Below are 20,013 nucleotides of genomic sequence, written 5' to 3' on the forward strand. Positions count from 1 at the left end.
AGTATTGTTCTTATGAAAAGAAAATAAATATGTCTGTATTGGGGATGATGGGAAATATGTCAGAGATACGCAAGCACTATTTTCTGGATGAATATTGCATAATAGCACCAGGAAGAAGTAAAAGACCTTCAGTGTTCAAATCAGAAAAGAAAGAAAAGGCCTCCAATAAGTGTGTTTTTTGTGCCGGGGAAGAAGATAAAACACCTCTTGCAACTGCTGTTTATAAAAATGGCAGTATTCTGAAAGATTCCGAAAGTTCAAGAGTAACAGGATGGGATGTGCGTTGTATGCCAAATCTTTATCCTGCACTTGCTCCGGATGCAGGTGAAGTTAATTCTGACCATGAGGTACTTCCAGGTTATGGTTTTCATGAAGTTATAGTTGAAACACCTACGCATGAGAATGTGATCCCTGATCTTTCAGATGAAGAGATGGCATTACTTATGAAGGTCTATCAGGATCGTGTAATACACTACGAAGGCATCGATAATGTTGAATACGTTTCACTGTTTAAGAACTGGGGGGAAAAGGCCGGTGCGTCTCTGGAACATAGCCATTCTCAGCTAATAGCGATGCCCATTAAACCTCCGCTATTAGTGGAAGAGATGAAGGTCATTGGATCCTTTTCAAGATGTCCTTATTGTGACATCGTAGAAAAAGAAAGCAAAAGTGAGAGGCTCTTATATGAAAATGAGCATTTTACGGTTATAGCACCTTATTGCTCAAAGGTCCCGTATGAGCTGTGGATCTTGCCTAAGGAGCATATAAATCATATCTCAGGTTTTGATCAGGACCACTTGGACTCTCTGGGAAAAGCAATACGTTCTGCTCTTTCATGTCTCCGGGACAATATGGGTGAGATTCCTTATAATTACATGTTCTATCAGCTAAGAGATGAACCTGGATATCACTTTAACTTGAAGCTTCAACCGGTTACAACGAAGGCAGCGGGTTTTGAGAAAAATACCGAAGTATACATTAATACAATGCCTCCGGAAACGGCTGTGAAATATCTTCAGGGTAATTTTCAGGATGGCTCTGAATGATACTTTTAAGTACTAATCTAAATATTTAACGAATACTATAAACTAATTGGATTTGAAAGAAAATGGGGAAAAATTTAAAGATCGGTATGTTCTCTTGGGAGAGTTTACATTCGATAAAAGTGGGTGGTATAGCTCCGCATGTTTCCGAACTTGCTGAAGCTCTTGCGAAGACCGGACATTCAGTCCACATATTTACCAGAAATAATGGACTGGATCCATATGGAGAGGTCAATGGAGTTCACTACCATAGAGTAGACCATTCTCTCTCAGGAGGCATTGTTCAGCAAATGGATAGCATGTGTGATTCAATGTACTCGAAGTTCATTGATGTTACGAAGGAATATGGCAAGTTCGATATATTACATGCACATGACTGGCATCCTTTCAATGTGGTCTCAAGGATCAAATATGAATTTGGTATACCATTTATGTTCACATATCACAGTACAGAATGGGGACGTAATGGTAACATACATGGAAACTGGTGGGAAGCCGAGGAAATATCCCATAGGGAATGGAAAGCTGGATATGAGGCTACGAAGGTCATATCTACATCACAGCAACTTACCGATGAGATCAAGTTCCTGTACCAGATACCCGACGAGAAGATCTCGATCATTCCAAACGGTATCTTCCATGGAAAGATAAAAAAGGATGTTGATGCCGGTGAAGTGAAAGAAAGATTAGGTATCCATCCTCTCGCACCGGTTGTTCTGTTCATAGGACGTATGAGCTACCAAAAAGGTCCGGACCTGCTTGTTGAAGCTATACCTGAAGTGCTGGATCATCGCTGGGACACTCAATTCGTTTTCATTGGTGAAGGTGAAATGCGCCCTCCCTGTGAAGCTCTTGCAAATGCTGAAAAAGTTTCAGACAATTGCCATTTCCTGGGGTATGTAGATGATGAAAGAGCCAAGGACTGGTTCAATGCATGTGATATTCTCTGTATTCCAAGCAGGAACGAACCTTTTGGAATTGTTGTCCTTGAAGGGTGGGATGCTGAGAGGACCATCGTTGCAACAGATGCTGTCCAAATAATCGATAATTTCGTAGATGGTATCCTTGTCTACAAAAAACCGGATTCCATTGCATGGGGCATAAAGTACGTACTTGATGACCTCTCCAATGGCAGCATGAGAAAGACCGGTAAAGAGCTTATAGAGACTAAATATAACTGGCTCAAGATCGCAGAAAATACAAGTGAAGCATACCTTGATGCTCTCAAAAACTAAATTATGGCTATCAATAGTGCTGATGCCATCAATAATATAATAAAATAGGAGGCTTGGGAATGCAGTCGGTTTGCATCTGTTCAGAAGTACATCTTCCTTGTGTGCTAAAGTGGTACTGGCCATCGGAGGGCTATCGCTCTCCGGAATTCGAAACATATTTTGATCAGCCCAAAATGTACTCTGCTTTAGAAAAAAATGTCCCGGAGATAATCCGTACGAATGAAGCTTTGCTGGATTCCATAGATAACGGTGCAAAGTATACTTTTGATATATCCGGCATCTTTTTAGATCAATGTAAGTGGAATCCTGCTGTAATAGAATCATTCAAGGAGCTAAAAGACAGGGGTGCCGGGTTTTCAGCATCACCCTATTATCATTCTATATCATCCCTTTTTCCTGATAATAAGGAATTTAAGGAACAGGTCACCATGCATCGGGATAAGATCAAGAAGATCTTCAATGTCAATCCCCGGACCTTCATCAATACTGAACTGATCCTTACAAAGGAGCTCAGTGCGATCCTTAAGGAGATGAAGTTCAAATGCCTTATTTCAGAAGGTTCGGAGAATCTATTGTATGGAAATGATCCTAATCAGGTTTATGATAATCATATACCGACGCTCTTGCGTCACATACCCTTAAGTGAAGATATAGAGATCCGTTTTTCAGATCAGAAATGGATAAGCTACCCCTTGATAGCTGATAAATTTGCTTCATGGATAGCCAACATGGAAGGCGATGTGACCACATTACATTTCAAATACAGTTCTATCCTTTCCCATCAGCAGAACAGGAGCGATATACTTCAATTCCTCATTGATCTTCCGGCAAGTTTTGAGAAATATGGAATTTCCATGATAACACCTGAAGAAGCTTTGAAGAACTTTAAGACAAAGGAACTTCCATCTATCATGAACAAGTCCACTTCTCGCTATGGGATGCATAATTTGATGGGCAATCACCCGCAGCACCTGTACCTGCATGAACTGATCAATATCGGTGAGATCCTCCAGTCCAAAAAAGGTGCTCCTGAATATGATAAACTGAACTGTATCTATCGATACTTGCAGCAAAGCGAAATATTGCTGGAGATGGGGTCTGATAACCAGAATCTCGGTTATGAAAAGGCAGTCAATATTTTCTCCGCACTTTCGGACTTTAAACGCGCAATACTGGAGGTGAAGGTATGAGATCCGTATGCATGTACTTCCAGCTCCATCAGCCGTATCGTTTGAAATGGTTCTGGCCGGATGATTCTAAAGGGTTTGAAAGGTATTTCGATGTTGCAATAAACAGGAGTATCTTCGAGAAGGTTGCCCGTAAGTGCTACCTTCCAGCCACGACCCTCCTGGCAGAACTCGTTGACCAGCATGAAGGCAATTTCAAGTTCAGTGTTTCAATAACCGGAACTCTTCTAAGCCAGTGCGAAAAATGGAATCCTGATGTCCTTGATATTTTCACCCAACTTGCAGACTCAAAACGGGTGGAATTTCTCGATGAGACCAATTATCATTCCCTTGCAGGTCTTTTCGATGACAAGAACGAGTTTAGGGAAGAGGTCCTGGAACATCATGAGCTTACTTCAGACCTGCTTGGTGTAAAACCACAGGTTTTCAGGAATACGGAACTCCTTTACAATAACAGTATTGCGGAAACCGTCTCATCCATGGGTTACAAGGCCATACTTACAGAAGGGGTTGATCAGCTGTTGGATACCCGATCCCCTAATTATGTCTACAAGGCAAAGGATTGTGGTCTACCCGTTCTTCTCAGGAACTATAAGATGAGTGATGACATAGGTTATCGTTTCTCAGCGAGATGGTGGGAAGAGTATCCATTGACTGCTGACAAGTGGGCAAACTGGGCGTCCATGGAACAAGGAGATTGTATGAACATTTTCATGGATTACGAGACCTTTGGTGAGCATCAATGGTCCGACTCAGGTATCTTTGATTTCCTCAGGGCTTTACCGGGTGAGGTCCTTGACAAAGGTCTTGAGTTCAATACTCCTTCTGAGATCGTCGAGAAGTACGAACCGGTAGGAGAGGTAGATGTCGGAGACTTTAACACGATCTCATGGGCAGATCTGGAGAGGGATACGAGTGCATGGCTTGGTAACGACATGCAGCGTAGATGCTTCGAAGAGGCAAAAATGCTTGGACCTTATGTGAAAAGAACGAATGACCCCAAGCTCATCAGCATATGGAGGCACCTTCTTACATCTGATCACTATTACTACATGAGTACAAAATGGTTAGGAGATGGAGATGTACATTCGTATTTCAGTATCCATACATCACCCTATGATGCAGCCATAAATTTCATTGCAGCATTATTGGATTTCAAAACCTGTGTTTTCAGGAAGCTGGCTGAAATGGATAAAGAATGATCCTTGAAAAGGAGATATATATTTGATCAGGCATCCAAATGCTATACTCGGCAATGATAAATTGCTTGTATCAATGGGTGAGAAAGGCAATCTTCTGGGATATTTTTACCCAAGGAGAGATTGGGCTCAACATCTTGTAGAGTCCAAAGCCTGCATTTACACAGGGGGGAATCTACTATGGACGGATTCTCCTGAATGGAAGTCAAAACAGGAATCTGTGGATGATACGAATGTAGTCACAACCCATCTGTCCCATTTTTCCGGTATCGAAGTATCAATTCATGACTTTATGCATCAGAAGATGCCGGTACTTGTAAGAAAGTATGAGATCACATCAAAAGATCATCTCAGTGGCAAATTCTATTATTATTCTAATTTCCAGGCTGGAGAGACCCATCAGAGAAATTCTGCTTTTTGTGATCCTAATGCCGGTCTGCTTGTTCAATACATGCAGAACTTCTACATTGGTCTGGCAAGTGCTCCGGGATTTGAGGAGTGGCAGGTTGGGAAGATACAAGAGAATGGATGGGTGGCAAGTGCCAGAAGCGATATGGAAGATGGTAATCTCCAGCGAAATGTTGAAGAGATCGGTGATCTGGACAGTTCGATCGGGTGGGAGCTTGACCTCCTGCCTGGTGAAAGTACCACGATCACGCTGTTTATCGGTATCTCTTCAGAAAGACAGTTGATATACGACCTGCTGGCTGATGTTCTGGAACAGTCCTCTGCTGACATAATGCATGGATATGAAGATCGCTCAGCTAGATGGTTATCAAAAAAGCAAGCTTTAGAATTATCCGCACTGGTAGATGATCCTCTTTTCAAAAAAGAGGTGAATAGCTTATACGATCGCTCATTGCTATCTCTGAACTTACTGAATGACCCTGATGAGGGATCATTTGTAGCTTCTCCTGAGTTCGACCCTGCTTTTGAGATGTGTGGGGGGTATGGGTTCTGCTGGAACCGGGATACGGTAGAAGTCGTTCTTGCTCTATTAAATGCCGGTTATCCTGAATTTGCGACAAAGTTCTTTGGGTGGTGTAAAAGAACCCAACTTCCTAATGGTTCGTGGTTCCAGAGATACTGGCTTGATGGGAAGGAAGCTCCTTCCTGGGGTAATTTTGATGATTCTACGCAGATCGATGAGACCGGTTCAACGCTTTATGCGTTCGATCAATATTACCTAAAACTGGAAGTGTCTGAAAGAGCTGAATTTCTTAAAACCATGTGGGAAACGGTGTATAGGGGTGCAGAATATCTCATGGGAAGGACCGTTCAAGGTCTTCATGATCCATGCAGGTGCCTGTGGGAATCCGATAAAGGCATATTCAGTTATACGAATGCTGTTATCTATGCCGGTCTGAAAGGTGCTGTTCATCTGGCCAGGGAAAATGGTGAACCGGTGTTTGCAGAAAAATGGTTCGACAGAGCTGAACTGGTCAGAAAGGAAACCATTGATAAACTGTGGCTTGAGGAAGGCTATTTTTCCCGGGGTATTATTGACAATAATATCCACAGGACTGTAGATTCAAGCATGATCGGCACGTTCATTCCTTTTGCTCTCCTTTCACCGAACGATCCTGATGAAAAGGCCATGATATTCTCAATGATAGAGCATATTGAAAGGGCTCTCAGGGTTCCGGTCAATGGATATTTTGGGATCAAACGTTATGAAAATGACAACTATATAGATGGTAATCCGTGGGTTGTGACAACATTATGGCTTTCCCGTGCCTTGCTCACTCTTGCTGTATCAATGGAGGACAAGGATGATGAATATGACCTGCTGGTGAATAAGGCACTTGAATATATAAAATGGACAATTAGAAGTACGACCAGCACCGGGCTCTTGTCCGAGCAAGTGGATAAGAACACCGGGCAAGCTGCATGGGCCAGACCTTTAGGCTGGAGCTGTGCACTATTTATGGAGAATGCTCTGCTTCTGAATGAATTGAAAAAAGCGTGAAAGAGTTCGAATTCGAACTGTATATATTTTAAGGTGTAATTCTTATGTCCCCTTATGCAACATACAATGGTGAATTTGATCCTACATCCACAATTTCCCGGGAATGGCTTATCACGAACGGTATCGGGGGTTATGCATCATCTACTATTATTGGTGAGAATTCCAGAAAATACCATGGTCTCCTGATCGCTTCTGAAAATCCTCCGGTCGATCGTAGGGTGCTGCTTTCTTCTCTTGATGAAGAGATTATTGTTGGAAATGCGGTCCATCGTCTTGCAGCCCACAGGTATCCCGATACAGTGTATCCTTCAGGTTTCAAATACCTCGAGTGTTTTTCTGCTTCTCCGCTACCAACTTTTGAGTACAGTATCGGGAACATTAAGCTGATAAAGAATATCTTCATGATTCATGGGCAGAACACCACAATTGTCAGGTACAAACTAATAAATCCTGATAATGAGGACCTCGTTTTCCGTATATTGCCTCTTGTGACCAACAGGGATTTCCACCAGCTTAAAAGGGCAGATGAGGTCCGTTTTAGTGAAAGGCATGATGCTTCAGGAGTTCAGTTGAGAACTATTGATGGTGTTCTGCAACTGCGGTCCAATATGCAATATGATCAGGAATCGCACTGGTACTATAATCTAGAATATGACAGTGAACGTGAGCGAGGGGAAGCTTATCAGGAAGATCTCTATAATCCTGGTCATTTTGAAAGACAAGTCTTGGATCATGTGAGTGAACTGTATGTTGTAGCTTCGACCTCTATTTCAGAAAATATGGAATTCGATCTTGAACTTGTTAATTCTGAATATGAAAGGGAACTTTCAAGGCAAAGCTCTCTGCAGGACTGCTGCAATTTAACAGATGATCTCGCACAGAAGCTCGTCAATGCTGCAGACTCTTTCATTGTGCATCGCAACTCCACTAGTTCAGAAACTATACTCGCAGGGTATCACTGGTTTGCGGATTGGGGACGGGATGCGATGATCTCGCTTCCGGGGCTTACTCTTGTAACAGGAAGGTTCAATGATGCAAAAGCTATTCTGACCACCTTTTCTGAAAAATGTTCACAAGGCCTCATACCAAACCGTTTTTCAGATGACGGGATTTCTCCTACGGATTACAATACAGTTGATGCTTCACTCTGGTTCATCCATTCCCTTGGGCGATATTATTCCTATACCAGGGATATCGAATTTGTTAAGAATATGTGGGATACGGTTGGATCTATTATCCACAACTACATCGAAGGGACCCTATACGGGATCCGTATGGATGAGGACGGACTCATTGAGCAGGAAGGTCAGCTTACCTGGATGGATGTGAAGATAGATGATAGGGAGATCACACCGAGAGCTGGAAAAGCATGCGAGATAAACGCTTTGTGGTATAATTCCTTATGTATTGCCAACTGGCTGGGGGAACTGATAGGTGCGGACACAAAACAGTATCTTGAAATATCCCAATTGGCAAAAAGCAGCTTCGTTGATACTTTCTGGAATCCGACGGAGAAGTGCCTTTATGACTGCGTTTCTGTAGATGATGATATGGCTGTCAGTAAAGATGCATCCATCAGGCCGAACCAGATAATTGCAGTATCACTACCCTACACGATGCTTGATCCTGACAAGGAGAAACTGATCGTTGAAAGGGTGGGTGAAGAACTATTAACTCCCTATGGACTGAGGACCTTGTCTCCGGCTGATGGTCAGTATATTGGAAGATACAGAGGCGACAGGGACTCCCGGGACCGTGCGTATCATAACGGCACGGTCTGGCCCTGGCTACTCGGACCCTTCGTCACTGCATATACAAAGGTGCACGACAGCTCTACCTCAAGCCGGGAATATTCCAGGCAATTGTTGCTAAATTTTGAAGCTCATCTTGATGAGGCTGGAATAGGAAGTATATCTGAGATATTTGATGGTGATCTCCCACACAGGCCGGGTGGATGCATTTCTCAGGCATGGAGCGTTGCTGAGATATTACGGGCCTATGTCGAAGATGTGAATATTCAAAGTTGATACTGGTTGAAAAAAAGTAACTCGAAAAAATGAGCTTGAAGATAAAAAGGTGATTAAATAAAGGAGTTTCCGGTCTTACGGAAGGCTCCTTTACTTCAGAAGAGGGTAGCATAAGATGAAAGTCTGAGGAAGGCCATCAGAGCAATGGATACTGTAAGGGTGGCAATGAATGCTCCGTTGCCATCGATCTTAAGTCCTCGATTTGTCCATTCAAGGATACTGTCTTCTTCATCCATTGTAGTGCCTGCGTAGTATGTTTCCATTTCTTCTTTCTCCCTATTTTTATGGGCAACGATCCTCTATCACGATTAATCATTGCACATATCTATAATGATTAATCATTTATTAAGGTTTCGGATTACAGATGATGTGTAAGGAAAAATGAGAGATGTGAAACATATTGGAATTATCAACTACTCTGATCGACCTGCAGTATTTTTTTCTATTCCGAAATGGTCAGCTATATAATTCTTTATTCCAATCTTATATCCAGATCAAACAATCCTAACAACTGGGAGTAAGGGAAGTATGGATCCAAAAGTTCAGGTATATATCAAAAAACAAGGGACACCACAAAGAGAGATCGTTGAAGCATTAAGAAGAATGATACTGAAGACTTTTCCTGATATTAAAGAAGAGCTCAAACTGGGTGTTCCATGGTATGAAGGCAAATATTATCTTGTTGCTCTCAAAGACCATGTGAACCTGGGTTTTTCAATGATGGTCTGACAGAAGCGGAGAAGGGACTCTTCGATGGCACAGGAAAAACCATGAAGCATATCAAAGTATTTCCCTGAATGAGATAGATGAAGATATAATCGAAAAGTTGCTTAAAGTGGTAAAGAATGAATGAATGAATGAATTGGTCTTAGCAAATGAATTCAGAAGAATCTATAATCTCATCACATTCCTTGTTTTAAAATTTAACTTCCCTTCTGTTGCTTTTTTCTTCAAATAGGTTAAAGCACGTCTATGCTTAATACCAATATCTCTTGCTTTCTCAGGAGGATTCAAAATAAAATCAAAAACGAACTTCTAATTAAAAAACTCCTGAGCCTTTTTCACATTTAATTCCTGTTCATCATTATTATGATATTCTTTTCAACTGTAATCCGTTTAACTTTATCGTCCTTTGTGTTGATTCAAATTATTGCTGTGATCTGATCCAGAATCTGCTATTTCTCTATACAATTTTGATTTCAAAATTTTTAAAAAATAGAAATGTATGTAATTTATTCTATATATTTATGAGATCCTCTGATCCAATCGAACTTACTTCCTCTCATACTCAAAATAACTACACGCATCCCCAACACACCTTATCACCCTCCCCTTTACCTTGCCCTCAAATATGTCAAGTTCTATGGCGCTGGGTTCAGCAACTCCAGGCACTATCGCACTACCCGGGGAGAGCAGAAGTACCTCATAATCTTCGATGATCGGATGGTGGAAATGTCCGAAGATAAGAACATCCACACCCATCTCTTTTGCCAGATAGCGCAGTCCGTCCGAGTTATCGGATGTCAGTTGTCCTTTGTGAATGACCCCTACCCTGACACCCTCAACCTCAATGACCTGCCTTTCAGGCAAAAGTTCCATCAATTCAGGTACATCAGTATCTCCATGGACTGCCACAAGCTCTCCTAAACCTGCCAGTTCATTGTAACATTCCAGTGTTTCAAAATCCCCTGCATGGATCAATATATCACTGTTCTTGATAATTGTGACCAGATCATCCGGCAACAACTCAAGCAGCGACTGTCCGGGTTTGATATGTGTATCTGATAAAATGATTAGTTTCATGTGCCCCTCCCATTAACTTATTAAAATGTTACATTACTGGCATATAATGATTCCCCATACAAAGACGAAGCACATTGTTGCAATATGGGTAATTGTTCATTGTAACATGACCAAGATCATCTTTCTTCAAATCATACTTCTCGTAGATATCTTGTGATCTCCTGTCAGTTAGAACACCGAGGATCCTGTTGGCAAGTCAGAAGGATGTAGCTGTTACAATTAGCACAAGTAACCAGATGTGTCCTTCGCTGGAATTTTTGTTAAAACGAATTTAATCTCTGTCTAAAATTAGTAACAATTTGTACTGATTTAATTTCTAACAAAAGGATATATGCTTTGAATACAATTTTTAAATATGGATTAAATTCGGTATTTATCTTTTTAATTATTTGGTGGGGGTGCGGAAATGATTAAGCAAAGTATACTGATCTGTATTGGAATGGTTTTAGTATTAATGACCATGGGAACTGCTGCAGCAGATACTCTTTATGTGGGCGATGGTGGATATGCCACGATACAGGAAGCTGTAGATGCTGCAATTGATGGGGATACGATCCTTGTTTACCCGGGAACGTATGTCGAAAATGTGGATGTAAACAAAGAATTGACCATTATCACAGAATCCGGACCTGATGTTACCACTGTCCAGGGTGTTCCGGGGATGGATGATTATGTTTTCCATGCTGGAAATTTAACCGAAAATGTAAATAACGTGACCATCATCGGCTTTAATGTGACAGGTGGTGGAGGGATTGGTTTTTCAGAATCCTTATACAGCGAACTGAGAAATAATATTATATCGGACGGGGGAATTTTTGCTGGTGGTAGCAACATTTACGTGATTAATAACACCGTAATTTCGACAGGAATACGATTTTTCGATAGTGAAGGTATTTTAGAGAATAACGAAGTGTCTTCTTGCCCTGGTACTGGAATAACTATTGAAGGCCAGGCAGACGTCACCTTGGTTAACAACACTATATATGAGAATGGTGTGGGAATTAGGATATGGGACTTTGGCAGCGGCTATATTTTCAACAACATTATATATGGGAATGAAGTTGGAATCAAGATACATGGAAATTCCTACGGAATGATAGATAACAACTATTTCAACAACACGATGAATGCTCAGATCGATGTAGCTTATCTCGGCATATACACCACCTTGAACACCACTAAATCAGCAGGCATAAACATTGTTGGAGGCCCATACTTAGGCGGAAACTTCTGGGCACATCCGAATGGCACAGGTTTCAGCCAGATCGGTGAAGATCTGGATGGGGATGGGATCTGCGATCTGCCATACGTAATTGATGAGAACAATATCGACTATCTGCCATTGTCTTTATTTACCTACAATCCGTACGATGAAAATAAGGACTGTGTGATCGATATTGGTGACGTGAATGCGGCAATCGATGACTACCGTACATAGGGACCAACATCTATTGCAGATATCAATGAGTTGATAGATATTTATCGTTCAGATGAGCCCTATTGCTAAGAATTATTTGAGGGGAGTTATCCCCACCTAATATTGTTTTAAGCATCTTGGGTCTTACACCTCCACAAACTATCGATCTACTATTTTTACTCTTTAATTTACCGATAGATTAACAATTGATAAATTAACCTTCAATTCCTTCAAACCACACTTCTCGTAGCTATCATTGTGATCCCCTGTCTGCTGGAACCCCAAGTATCCTGTTGGCAAGCCAGGGGGATGTAGCTGTCACAACTAACACAAGTAACCAGATGCGCCCTTCAAAGATATTGTAATCATATAACAGGCGCTGCCAGGAGTAACCTATGACAAAATGCCCGAAGAGGAATTCAAAGGATACTGTCAGACGCAGCCAGATCAGCCCAACATAAATGAACTGCCTGGATGTCCCCGAAACACCCGAATATTTCAGGAAAAAATAGGTAACTGCAAATATGACCATGCAGAAGATCACCGAACTTATCTGGTGAGTAAGAAGTTCATCTGTATAAGGTGCATAGATCCCTGTTGATATACCATTTAATATGGCAGGTATGATGAACAGCACCCAGACACCAAGGGAATAAAAATAAAGTTTCGGAATCACATTAGTAATTTTGAGCTTTAGTGATAAAAAGTTATTCATTTATTTAAAAATTAATATTGTAAGTTTGTGGATGTAATTGAGCATTTTTTTTGTTCTGTTTTATTTAAGGCTTGAAATTATTTAATGTATGAACTCAGAAATAATCATTATTAATGGAAAAATATTTCAAAACAGTTATATAGTTGATTATTTATTGTATCATTGGTGATATTTATGGGAGCAATTGTCCCTGCAGTGAAAGAACATTTTCCAACAAATTCAAGATTAGAAAAAGCTTTAAGACTATTTCTCCCAGCTTTTGACGTAACTTATACTTCAATTTCAAGATATCGTAAAAGTGCAACTTACACAGAATATATCTTTTTGAAAGCCGAACAATCATTTAAGGAAGGATTTGGGTTCGAGCGTGAAATTTTATGTATTATTTCTAATAAAAGTGAGTTTCAGGCGAAAGATGCAGAAATTATCGACTTAATATACAACGAAAATAAATCAAGAGTCGACCCCTTTGTTTGTGTATTACTATCAGAATGTAATGAAATTAATGATAAAATCGAAATGTTGGTGCATAAGGATCCTGATAATCTTTGTATTGTTCCATTTTCAATACCTGATCTTCTCAATAATAAACCTCAAATTCCAGAGATAAGGTCAAAATTTCAAAAATATATGTTTTCTCGCGACTTATTCGCTTTTGAATCTCCAATTAAACGTGATATATCTTTTTTTGGACGTGAGGATATACTGCTCAATTTTATTGATAGGTTCAAAACTGGTCAAAACAGTGGGTTATTTGGATTAAGAAAAATAGGTAAAACTTCTGTTTTGTATGCAATAAGTAGGAGAATAAAATCAAAAGATATCGGAACATCTCTCTATTTTGATTGTGCTAACCCCTCTTTCTATAAGGCTAGGTGGTATGACTGTTTACAAATTTTAGTTAAACGTTTGTATGATGACATCGACATCGACAAATCACAAGTAAATGCATTTACTTCCAAATATAACGAAATGAATGCATCTGATTATTTCTACGATGATATAAAATTAGTATTGAAAGATGAGGATGATAGAGTTTTAATGATGTTGGATGAAATAGAGTGGATATCATTCAATACAAGCAGTGATCCTCACTGGGAATCTGATTTTATTCCCTTTTGGCAGACATTCAGATCAGCACATCAAAATTTGAATGGAAAATTTTGTTTTATGATTTCTGGTGTAAATCCAAAGTGCATAGAAGAAGAAGCTGTGTTGGGTTATGATAACCCACTATTTGCTTTAATAGATCCGACTTTTTTGCAACCTTTTGATACAAACACAACTCGAGAAATGGTTAGGAAGCTTGGCAGATACATGGGAATTAAATTCGAAGAAGAGCTCTACCCAAAACTATATGAGTTGTATGGAGGTCATCCATTTTTAGTAAGGCATGCTTGTAGTAAACTGTGTTATTATGAAAAAACCCGACCAATTACATTTAACCTTGAAATATTCAATCAACATGCTGATAAAATAAATTTATCATTGATGCCTTATGTCAAGCAAATATTGAATGTGTTGGCAATTTGGTATCCAAATGAATACCAACAAATCATAGAATTAGCTCAGGGTAACGTTGAAGATATTAAGAAGCATCTCGGGGATAAACCACAGTATATTGAGCATTTGTTAGGCTACGGAATTGTGAACTTTATTGATGGTGACCCGAAATTATCAATATTCGTTATGTCAAAACAATTAAAAGTTTCACCAAAAAATGCTGATAATTTATTATCCAAATATAATTCAAAGGAAGCAAATGAAAATATTGATGACATTCATGCAGAAGTATCCATGAGGAGAAATAAAATTGAACGTAAGTTGAGGAATTTATTAAAGCAAACTTTGAAACTAATGTATGGTAAAAAGTGTATGGACGAATTAATGAAGAGCATCTCTGATCATGGAGGTCTTAACAGATATAGCTATGATGATGTTTGGAAGCACTTGTATTTCAAAGACTTAAGCCAGATAATAGATAAAAACTGGATTTTGTTACAAAACTGGTTTAGCAGAGATAAAAATGAAGTAATGTTTTGGATGAAACATATAAATGAATTTAGAGTTGATGCACATAATAATGAAATATCCAACGACGACTTTCTTTATCTAAAAGTCGCGTTCACAAGATTAGAAGAAGCGCTAGAGACAGTTGACTAATTATCTTTAGTAGTAAACTTCGGACAAATTAAACATGCAACCTTGACATACTGGTCAAGGTTGTGTATTAATATTATATGTGTATGGTATTGTAGCTTAGTAGCTGAATCTTTTTGTCGGTAGCTCATAGTGGTGCTTCAGTTTTATGCTTCAAAGAATGGACTGCAACCCATTGGTTGAGATATTTCATAGAACTATGCAAGAAGAATCCTTTTTGTATCACTGGTCTTCTTACGATTGGATGTTTGAGAAATGTAAAGGACGGCTTCATATTGGTAAAACTCAGTGTATTTGATGCAATAAGATGCTAATTCATTAATTGTAATACAACTATCTTCCAAGATATTTACTATATTAAAAAAAGAATAAAGAAACGACCTTAATGTCTCAAAGTCCCAACATCCTCAAACCCTTGTCTTTGACCGGTACCGGCCTGCTTGACAAGTTTTTCAGGGTGGAATAACATGTTGAAGACATTTAAGGCGTGCTCGCAGGAGCGCATTTCCATGAGGAATGCGAGTTCCTTTTCGTCCTTTCACTGATTTTGTTACAAAAGCCGTTTCTTACAAAAACTAGAAATCCGATGCACACAGATTTCTTTCTATAGGGGTGTTTCAGTGGAGAAAGAAGACAAGCCTTCAATAAAAGTATCAAAAAATGGACCATATATTGTGAAAGATCTTAAAGCACTCAGGAATTCAAAGGGTGTTTTCATCGAGACAAAACCTGTTATAGCACTTTGCAGATGTGGGGGATCGTCAAATATGCCATTTTGTGATGGAACACATTTAGGGAACGATTTTTCCGGGGAAAAGGAAAAAGATCGTGTTCCTGACAGAGTTGATACTTACGTCGGAAAACATATTACCATTCATCGTAACAGAGATGTGTGTTCTCATGTAGGACATTGTATTCGTAATCTACCTTCTGTTTTCAAAAAGGGTAAAGAACCCTGGGCAGATCCGGATGCTGCAGACCCAGAAGAAATAGCAAAACTCATCAGGACCTGTCCTTCTGGCGCATTGAGTTATACTGTTAATGGAAAATTGTATAATGATTATTCACATGGGCCGGAAATTTTTGTTCTGAAGGATGGACCTTACAATGTTACAGGAGTCAGGCTTGATGACTCTGATGGTTCAGTACCCGAAACCCAAGACCATTATGCTCTCTGCAGATGCGGTGCATCTCGAAATAAACCATTCTGTGACGGCCAGCACTCCAATGCTGAATTTAAGGATGGAAAGAATTGAACCATTGAACCATTGATCTATTCCACCTGTTCAAACTGTTACTAAAAATTCGTAAATGTATGATATGAGAACTGCTTTGTGGAGGTACAATGTTGAGTTCCTCACTAATGAATTGAGCTTGTTCCTCTTTACCATCAAGCTCAGTGAGGCTAGGAAACTGACTGAAAAGTTCAATTTGTGGTTTAACAAACGAGTTAAGTATCAAAGTTACTTCAATTGCTAATATTTTCAGAAATAGAGAGTCTCAGATGGCTATTTCTAAGTTTTTTATCAATTGTGGAACTGAATCTGGCTTGTTGATACTGACAAATCGATGTTGGTCATTTTTTTGTACAAATCAAAAATCCAGTACATAATTATGACGCTCAAGTATATATTGATACACAGCGAATTGTCATTGTAATCATTCATGGAATTAGAAGGCATTAAAAACTACGTACAGAAAACAAGCACAGAAGTCACAGGGGCAGTAAGTGGGATACATGAGAATTCTGCTTCCTCATTTATTTTTTAGTGCATGCTTCATACTTAATATGCAAATGTTCCAGGATCAATGAATTCGGAGGAAAAAAATGACTGTTTTAAGCATAGTGGGTTGTAAAATGCTTCAGGATGAACTTGTCTGGATCTTGGACAATGATTCTGAAATTGACAACATTTTGATCGTAGAGAACGAAAACATTTCTGAATTTACTGAAAAACTTGATGAGCAACATATTTCTTATGAAATTCTACCACTTGAAAAGATATCAAATATTCTTGAAGACATTGATAAAAATAAGCTCTCTGTTGTGGTTAACTTCCTGGAACTTCAACTTCATGTAGTACCAAAAAAACTGAAATCTGAAGTCTATCAGAACATAAGAGAAATGACACCTTTTTCCAATGGATTACTCCTTTTTTATGGTCTTTGCGGTAACGTTTTAGGTGACGTAGAAGAAGATTTCGGCCTTGAAAAAGATGGTTGCATCGTGAGAATACTCAGAGATGATGAAAGAATTGTTGATGACTGCATAGGAGCAACTGTCGGAGGGGGTGCAAACTACTTGAAATTGCTGAAAGAAAACAGTAAAGAGCCTGCTTTCTTTTTCACCCCCATGTATGCCAATTCATGGAAAGAATTCAATATTTCAGGTTATACTTATAATTCAAATCCTGAAGAAGCATTGAAGATAGACAAAATGATCAATGACATGTCAGGATACTCAAGAGTTGCAAAAGTCAATACTGGTCTTACGTATACAAAGGATTTTGATGAAAAGATCGAAGAATATGCGGAGTTGTTCGGATACAGTACATTCGAGGTTGATGGCAATCAGGAACTCTTCGAGAAATGCTATCGTTCGATAAAGGATGAAATGACTAATGACCAGTAAAATGCAATATCATTCAAAAAAGATTGTTTATATTCACATATAAAGAAGGATTGATGATATGTTAGAAAAATTAGTGACGGCTTTTGTTCAAGATCCTAAAAGAAACCACATCTCGGAGGGAGAAGCCATAGATGAATCGGTCATAGGACTGAAATTGTTTGATACACCTATTGTTGGCTATGCAGATGCCAATGATGAGTTATTTGAAACTTTTAAAACTGATCATAAGATAACCTATGGACGTTTTATGCCTCCAAAAGAATGGTTAAAGGAAGCAAAGACTGTCATCTCTATTTTTCTACCATATTCCAGTCAGGTCAAAAAAGGTAATAGCAGGGATATGAAGGAACCTTCTAAAGAATGGTTACATGCTCGCCATGAAGGCCAAATTATTATCGATCAACTTTCCGATCACCTTAAAGAAACACTTACGGAAAAGGGCTATCATTGTGTTGCACCAAGTATTGACAAGCGTCTTGAAGTTGTGGTAAGTACCAGACTTAATAAAGAAGCTCTGGATAACAGTGATTATGGTAGCAATTGGTCGGAACGACATGTAGCCTATGCTGCCGGACTGGGTACCTTTGGACTATCAAAGGGTCTTATTACCAGAAAAGGGATGGCAGGCAGGTTCACAAGTATCATAACCGATATGGAACACGAACCTACAGAAAGAGAATATAAGGGAGTTTACGATTACTGCACGATGTGTGGAGCATGTATTAGAAATTGCCCTGTGGGTGCCATCACCATGGAAAACGGAAAGGAACATACACCATGCTCTGAATTCCTGGACAGGATCCTAGAAAAATATAGTCCGCGCTATGCCTGTGGTAAATGTCAGGTAAAAGTGCCATGTGAAAATGGCATACCACAAGGAAGAAGAACAAACTAGAGAGCCTGATCCTTATCGATACAATATCTTTACATGCATTTTCTGAGCACAAACAACCAAGAGAAATGATATAAAGTTGCATAAACAAATTCGGAGGAAAACTCCGATCTGAAGGTCAGCAGCCGTTGATGGTTGCCCTTGACAGGCTACCCTCTCTTATATCAGAGATCGAACGCACGATAATTCCTGAATTTAAATTACTTTTATCGAGGATTCCTTTCTTAAGGAAAATGCATTATAAAACGTTGAAAAAGAACAAGCAACAGATAACCGTTGTGGTAAATCTTCTAACAAAAACATTGCATGCCGATACTGATAAGCTGCATTCTGAAGTATGCCGAAATGTCAGGGAAATGGCTGAATTTTCAGATGGAATTCTTCTTTTTTATGGAAAATGTGGCTATAACTCTGAGAAAATGGAAGCTGAATTAAAGGACTTTGATTGCCCCCTGTATTTCCTGAAGGATGAAAATAGAGAGCTTGCAGATGACTGTATCAGCATAGCTCTTGGGGGAAACGAGATATACACAAAAACTATGCTAATTGGGAACGGCAAGGCTTCCATGTATGCAACTCCAATGTGGATGTCCAGCTTCCGGGAGGAGCTCGATAGACCTACAGTACCTTCTCAAAACCTCAACAAGTATCTAAGCAATCCAAGATATGGGCAAGTTTTTAAGATCAATACTCAAGGTTTTAAATATAACGGATTTCACAAAAGTGTTTCTGAATTTGCGAAGGCTTTTGACATGAATATCATAGAAATTGATGGCAGTATGAAGATTGCAGTTGATTCTTATATGGATGCAAAAGTTGGTGTCTACAAGAATGTAGAATGATATTTTTCATAACGATTTTTGTATTCCATGAGCACAACCATTTTTTGAAAATGACGTTGAATCATTTCATTATTGATGTCACTTACTTCGTTGCTTTTCACTTGTCTTATTTGTCTCCTGAAATTGTCGCTTAGCTTTCCATAGAAAAGTGACAAAAGCGACACCAAAATCCCCATGAAATTAACCATTTACGACAAGTTTTTCCCATTTACCCAAACGTTCTCTTACATGAGCATTAAGCAGAAAAGGCTTCTCGACTTTAGTATTCGGCTTCATGTAGTCCAAATTACTTTTAGCAAACTTCGTTGCAGATACAGTTTTTGATCATCTGTTTTTTGCTCTAACCTACGAGACAATCGTTTCTGCAAATATGAAGAGATTTCTCTCTCTTCTTCAATAGATCAAAAAAAAGAATAAAGAAACTACCTTAATGTCTCAAAGTCCCAACATCCTCAAACCCTTGTCTCTGACCAGTACCGGCCTGCTTGACAAGTTTTTCAGGGTGGAACAGCATGTTGACGACATTTAAGGCGTGCTCGCGGGAGCGCATTTCCATTAGGAATGCGAGTTCCTTTTCGTCCTTTCCCTCGTCCTCATGCACGAACACTTCGATTATGTGGGTGTTCGTCATGAGTTGGGCCTGGATGATGCCGGTGGAGGCTTCGTGGGCACAGATCTTGTCCTGTTCCTTGGCTCCTGGCATTCCCAGAGCTATTACTATGTCGCATCCTTCTTCTTCGATGAGCTTCTTGGATGCTACCGGCAGGTCCTTGACACCGGGAACGGTCATCCGCTTGATCTTAGCGGATACGTTCTGCTGGATCTCATCGACGGCTGCACGTCCCATATTGAAACGTGCAAAGGTCGTATCAACAACGCCTATAGTTTTCAT

Annotated in this window: 17 protein-coding genes and 1 pseudogene; 13 read left to right on the forward strand and 5 right to left on the reverse strand. The window is 39.6% G+C overall.

Going from position 1 to position 20,013, the window contains the following annotated elements:
- Positions 1–56: 56 nt before the first annotated feature.
- The 6 genes from PBV53_RS08965 to PBV53_RS08990 all read left to right on the forward strand — a co-directional run bounded on the left by PBV53_RS08965 (position 57) and on the right by PBV53_RS08990 (position 8,660).
- Complete coding sequence (locus PBV53_RS08965; RefSeq protein WP_270096841.1) at positions 57–1,046, forward strand: galactose-1-phosphate uridylyltransferase; 990 nt, start codon at positions 57–59, stop codon at positions 1,044–1,046.
- Between the two features lie 62 nt (positions 1,047–1,108).
- Entirely contained in the window at positions 1,109–2,278 is a 1,170-nt protein-coding gene (locus PBV53_RS08970) for a glycosyltransferase family 4 protein (RefSeq protein ID WP_270096842.1), read from the forward strand.
- A 59-nt stretch (positions 2,279–2,337) separates the two neighbouring features.
- A complete protein-coding gene (locus tag PBV53_RS08975) occupies positions 2,338–3,468 on the forward strand; it encodes a glycoside hydrolase family 57 protein (RefSeq protein ID WP_270096843.1) in 1,131 nt (376 codons plus the stop codon).
- Positions 3,465–4,667: a glycoside hydrolase family 57 protein gene (locus PBV53_RS08980; RefSeq protein ID WP_270096844.1), complete on the forward strand. Its 1,203-nt coding sequence runs from the start codon at positions 3,465–3,467 to the stop codon at positions 4,665–4,667. Before PBV53_RS08975 ends, PBV53_RS08980 begins: the two co-directional genes overlap by 4 nt.
- Positions 4,668–4,689: 22 nt before the next feature.
- Positions 4,690–6,633: a glycoside hydrolase family 15 protein gene (locus PBV53_RS08985; RefSeq protein WP_270096845.1), complete on the forward strand. Its 1,944-nt coding sequence runs from the start codon at positions 4,690–4,692 to the stop codon at positions 6,631–6,633.
- Positions 6,634–6,677: 44 nt separating this feature from the next.
- Positions 6,678–8,660: an amylo-alpha-1,6-glucosidase gene (locus tag PBV53_RS08990; protein ID WP_270096846.1), complete on the forward strand. Its 1,983-nt coding sequence runs from the start codon at positions 6,678–6,680 to the stop codon at positions 8,658–8,660.
- Between the two features lie 95 nt (positions 8,661–8,755).
- On the opposite strand, the gene PBV53_RS08995 is transcribed toward PBV53_RS08990, so the two are convergent.
- A complete protein-coding gene (locus PBV53_RS08995) occupies positions 8,756–8,923 on the reverse strand; it encodes a hypothetical protein (RefSeq protein WP_270096847.1) in 168 nt (55 codons plus the stop codon).
- Positions 8,924–9,188: 265 nt separating this feature from the next.
- Between PBV53_RS08995 and PBV53_RS09000 the strand changes: the two genes are divergently transcribed.
- Complete coding sequence (locus tag PBV53_RS09000) at positions 9,189–9,389, forward strand: DUF1801 domain-containing protein (protein ID WP_270096848.1); 201 nt, start codon at positions 9,189–9,191, stop codon at positions 9,387–9,389.
- A 543-nt stretch (positions 9,390–9,932) separates the two neighbouring features.
- Here PBV53_RS09000 and PBV53_RS09005 read toward each other — a convergent pair.
- Positions 9,933–10,463, reverse strand: a complete 531-nt coding sequence (locus tag PBV53_RS09005) for a metallophosphoesterase family protein (RefSeq protein WP_270096849.1) — start codon at positions 10,461–10,463, stop codon at positions 9,933–9,935.
- A gap of 406 nt (positions 10,464–10,869) precedes the next feature.
- Between PBV53_RS09005 and PBV53_RS09010 the strand changes: the two genes are divergently transcribed.
- Positions 10,870–11,901 (forward strand): right-handed parallel beta-helix repeat-containing protein, encoded by a 1,032-nt coding sequence (locus PBV53_RS09010; RefSeq protein WP_270096850.1) that lies wholly within the window; start codon positions 10,870–10,872, stop codon positions 11,899–11,901.
- A 232-nt stretch (positions 11,902–12,133) separates the two neighbouring features.
- Here the strand turns inward: PBV53_RS09010 and PBV53_RS09015 are convergent, their stop codons facing one another.
- The gene (locus tag PBV53_RS09015) at positions 12,134–12,556 is read right to left on the reverse strand and encodes a hypothetical protein (protein ID WP_270096851.1); all 423 of its coding nucleotides are present in this window, start codon (positions 12,554–12,556) and stop codon (positions 12,134–12,136) included.
- Positions 12,557–12,769: 213 nt separating this feature from the next.
- Between PBV53_RS09015 and PBV53_RS09020 the strand changes: the two genes are divergently transcribed.
- Positions 12,770–14,758, forward strand: coding sequence for an ATP-binding protein (locus PBV53_RS09020; RefSeq protein WP_270096852.1), 1,989 nt, complete (start codon positions 12,770–12,772; stop codon positions 14,756–14,758).
- A 379-nt stretch (positions 14,759–15,137) separates the two neighbouring features.
- Here the strand turns inward: PBV53_RS09020 and PBV53_RS09025 are convergent.
- Positions 15,138–15,293, reverse strand: a pseudogene (locus PBV53_RS09025) (riboflavin synthase); the annotation flags it as partial.
- A gap of 82 nt (positions 15,294–15,375) precedes the next feature.
- Here PBV53_RS09025 and PBV53_RS09030 point away from each other — a divergent pair.
- From PBV53_RS09030 to PBV53_RS09045, 4 genes are all read left to right on the forward strand, one after another.
- Positions 15,376–16,011 carry a CDGSH iron-sulfur domain-containing protein gene (locus PBV53_RS09030; RefSeq protein WP_270096853.1) on the forward strand — a complete coding sequence of 212 codons (636 nt, stop codon included), beginning with the start codon at positions 15,376–15,378 and terminating at the stop codon, positions 16,009–16,011.
- A gap of 572 nt (positions 16,012–16,583) precedes the next feature.
- Positions 16,584–17,387, forward strand: a complete 804-nt coding sequence (locus tag PBV53_RS09035) for a DUF1638 domain-containing protein (protein WP_270096854.1) — start codon at positions 16,584–16,586, stop codon at positions 17,385–17,387.
- Positions 17,388–17,445: 58 nt separating this feature from the next.
- Positions 17,446–18,282 (forward strand): 4Fe-4S binding protein, encoded by an 837-nt coding sequence (locus PBV53_RS09040; RefSeq protein WP_270096855.1) that lies wholly within the window; start codon positions 17,446–17,448, stop codon positions 18,280–18,282.
- A gap of 128 nt (positions 18,283–18,410) precedes the next feature.
- On the forward strand, positions 18,411–19,121 hold the full coding sequence (locus tag PBV53_RS09045; RefSeq protein WP_270096856.1) for a DUF1638 domain-containing protein: 711 nt from the start codon (positions 18,411–18,413) through the stop codon (positions 19,119–19,121).
- 427 nt (positions 19,122–19,548) lie between these two features.
- Here the strand turns inward: PBV53_RS09045 and ribC are convergent, their stop codons facing one another.
- Positions 19,549–20,013 carry a riboflavin synthase gene (gene ribC / locus PBV53_RS09050; RefSeq protein ID WP_270096857.1) on the reverse strand — a complete coding sequence of 155 codons (465 nt, stop codon included), beginning with the start codon at positions 20,011–20,013 and terminating at the stop codon, positions 19,549–19,551.

Source organism: Methanococcoides alaskense (assembly GCF_027594145.1).
Taxonomy (GTDB): domain Archaea; phylum Halobacteriota; class Methanosarcinia; order Methanosarcinales; family Methanosarcinaceae; genus Methanococcoides; species Methanococcoides alaskense.

Coding starts and splice junctions, on each gene's coding strand:
- PBV53_RS08965 (WP_270096841.1), top strand. CDS start 57: ATGTCAGAGATACGCAAGCACTATTTTCTGGATGAATATTGCATAATA.
- PBV53_RS08970 (WP_270096842.1), top strand. CDS start 1,109: ATGGGGAAAAATTTAAAGATCGGTATGTTCTCTTGGGAGAGTTTACAT.
- PBV53_RS08975 (WP_270096843.1), top strand. CDS start 2,338: ATGCAGTCGGTTTGCATCTGTTCAGAAGTACATCTTCCTTGTGTGCTA.
- PBV53_RS08980 (WP_270096844.1), top strand. CDS start 3,465: ATGAGATCCGTATGCATGTACTTCCAGCTCCATCAGCCGTATCGTTTG.
- PBV53_RS08990 (WP_270096846.1), top strand. CDS start 6,678: ATGTCCCCTTATGCAACATACAATGGTGAATTTGATCCTACATCCACA.
- PBV53_RS08995 (WP_270096847.1), bottom strand. CDS start 8,923: ATGGAAACATACTACGCAGGCACTACAATGGATGAAGAAGACAGTATC.
- PBV53_RS09000 (WP_270096848.1), top strand. CDS start 9,189: ATGGATCCAAAAGTTCAGGTATATATCAAAAAACAAGGGACACCACAA.
- PBV53_RS09005 (WP_270096849.1), bottom strand. CDS start 10,463: ATGAAACTAATCATTTTATCAGATACACATATCAAACCCGGACAGTCG.
- PBV53_RS09010 (WP_270096850.1), top strand. CDS start 10,870: ATGATTAAGCAAAGTATACTGATCTGTATTGGAATGGTTTTAGTATTA.
- PBV53_RS09020 (WP_270096852.1), top strand. CDS start 12,770: ATGGGAGCAATTGTCCCTGCAGTGAAAGAACATTTTCCAACAAATTCA.
- PBV53_RS09035 (WP_270096854.1), top strand. CDS start 16,584: ATGACTGTTTTAAGCATAGTGGGTTGTAAAATGCTTCAGGATGAACTT.
- PBV53_RS09040 (WP_270096855.1), top strand. CDS start 17,446: ATGTTAGAAAAATTAGTGACGGCTTTTGTTCAAGATCCTAAAAGAAAC.
- PBV53_RS09045 (WP_270096856.1), top strand. CDS start 18,411: ATGGTTGCCCTTGACAGGCTACCCTCTCTTATATCAGAGATCGAACGC.
- ribC (WP_270096857.1), bottom strand. CDS start 20,013: ATGAAAACTATAGGCGTTGTTGATACGACCTTTGCACGTTTCAATATG.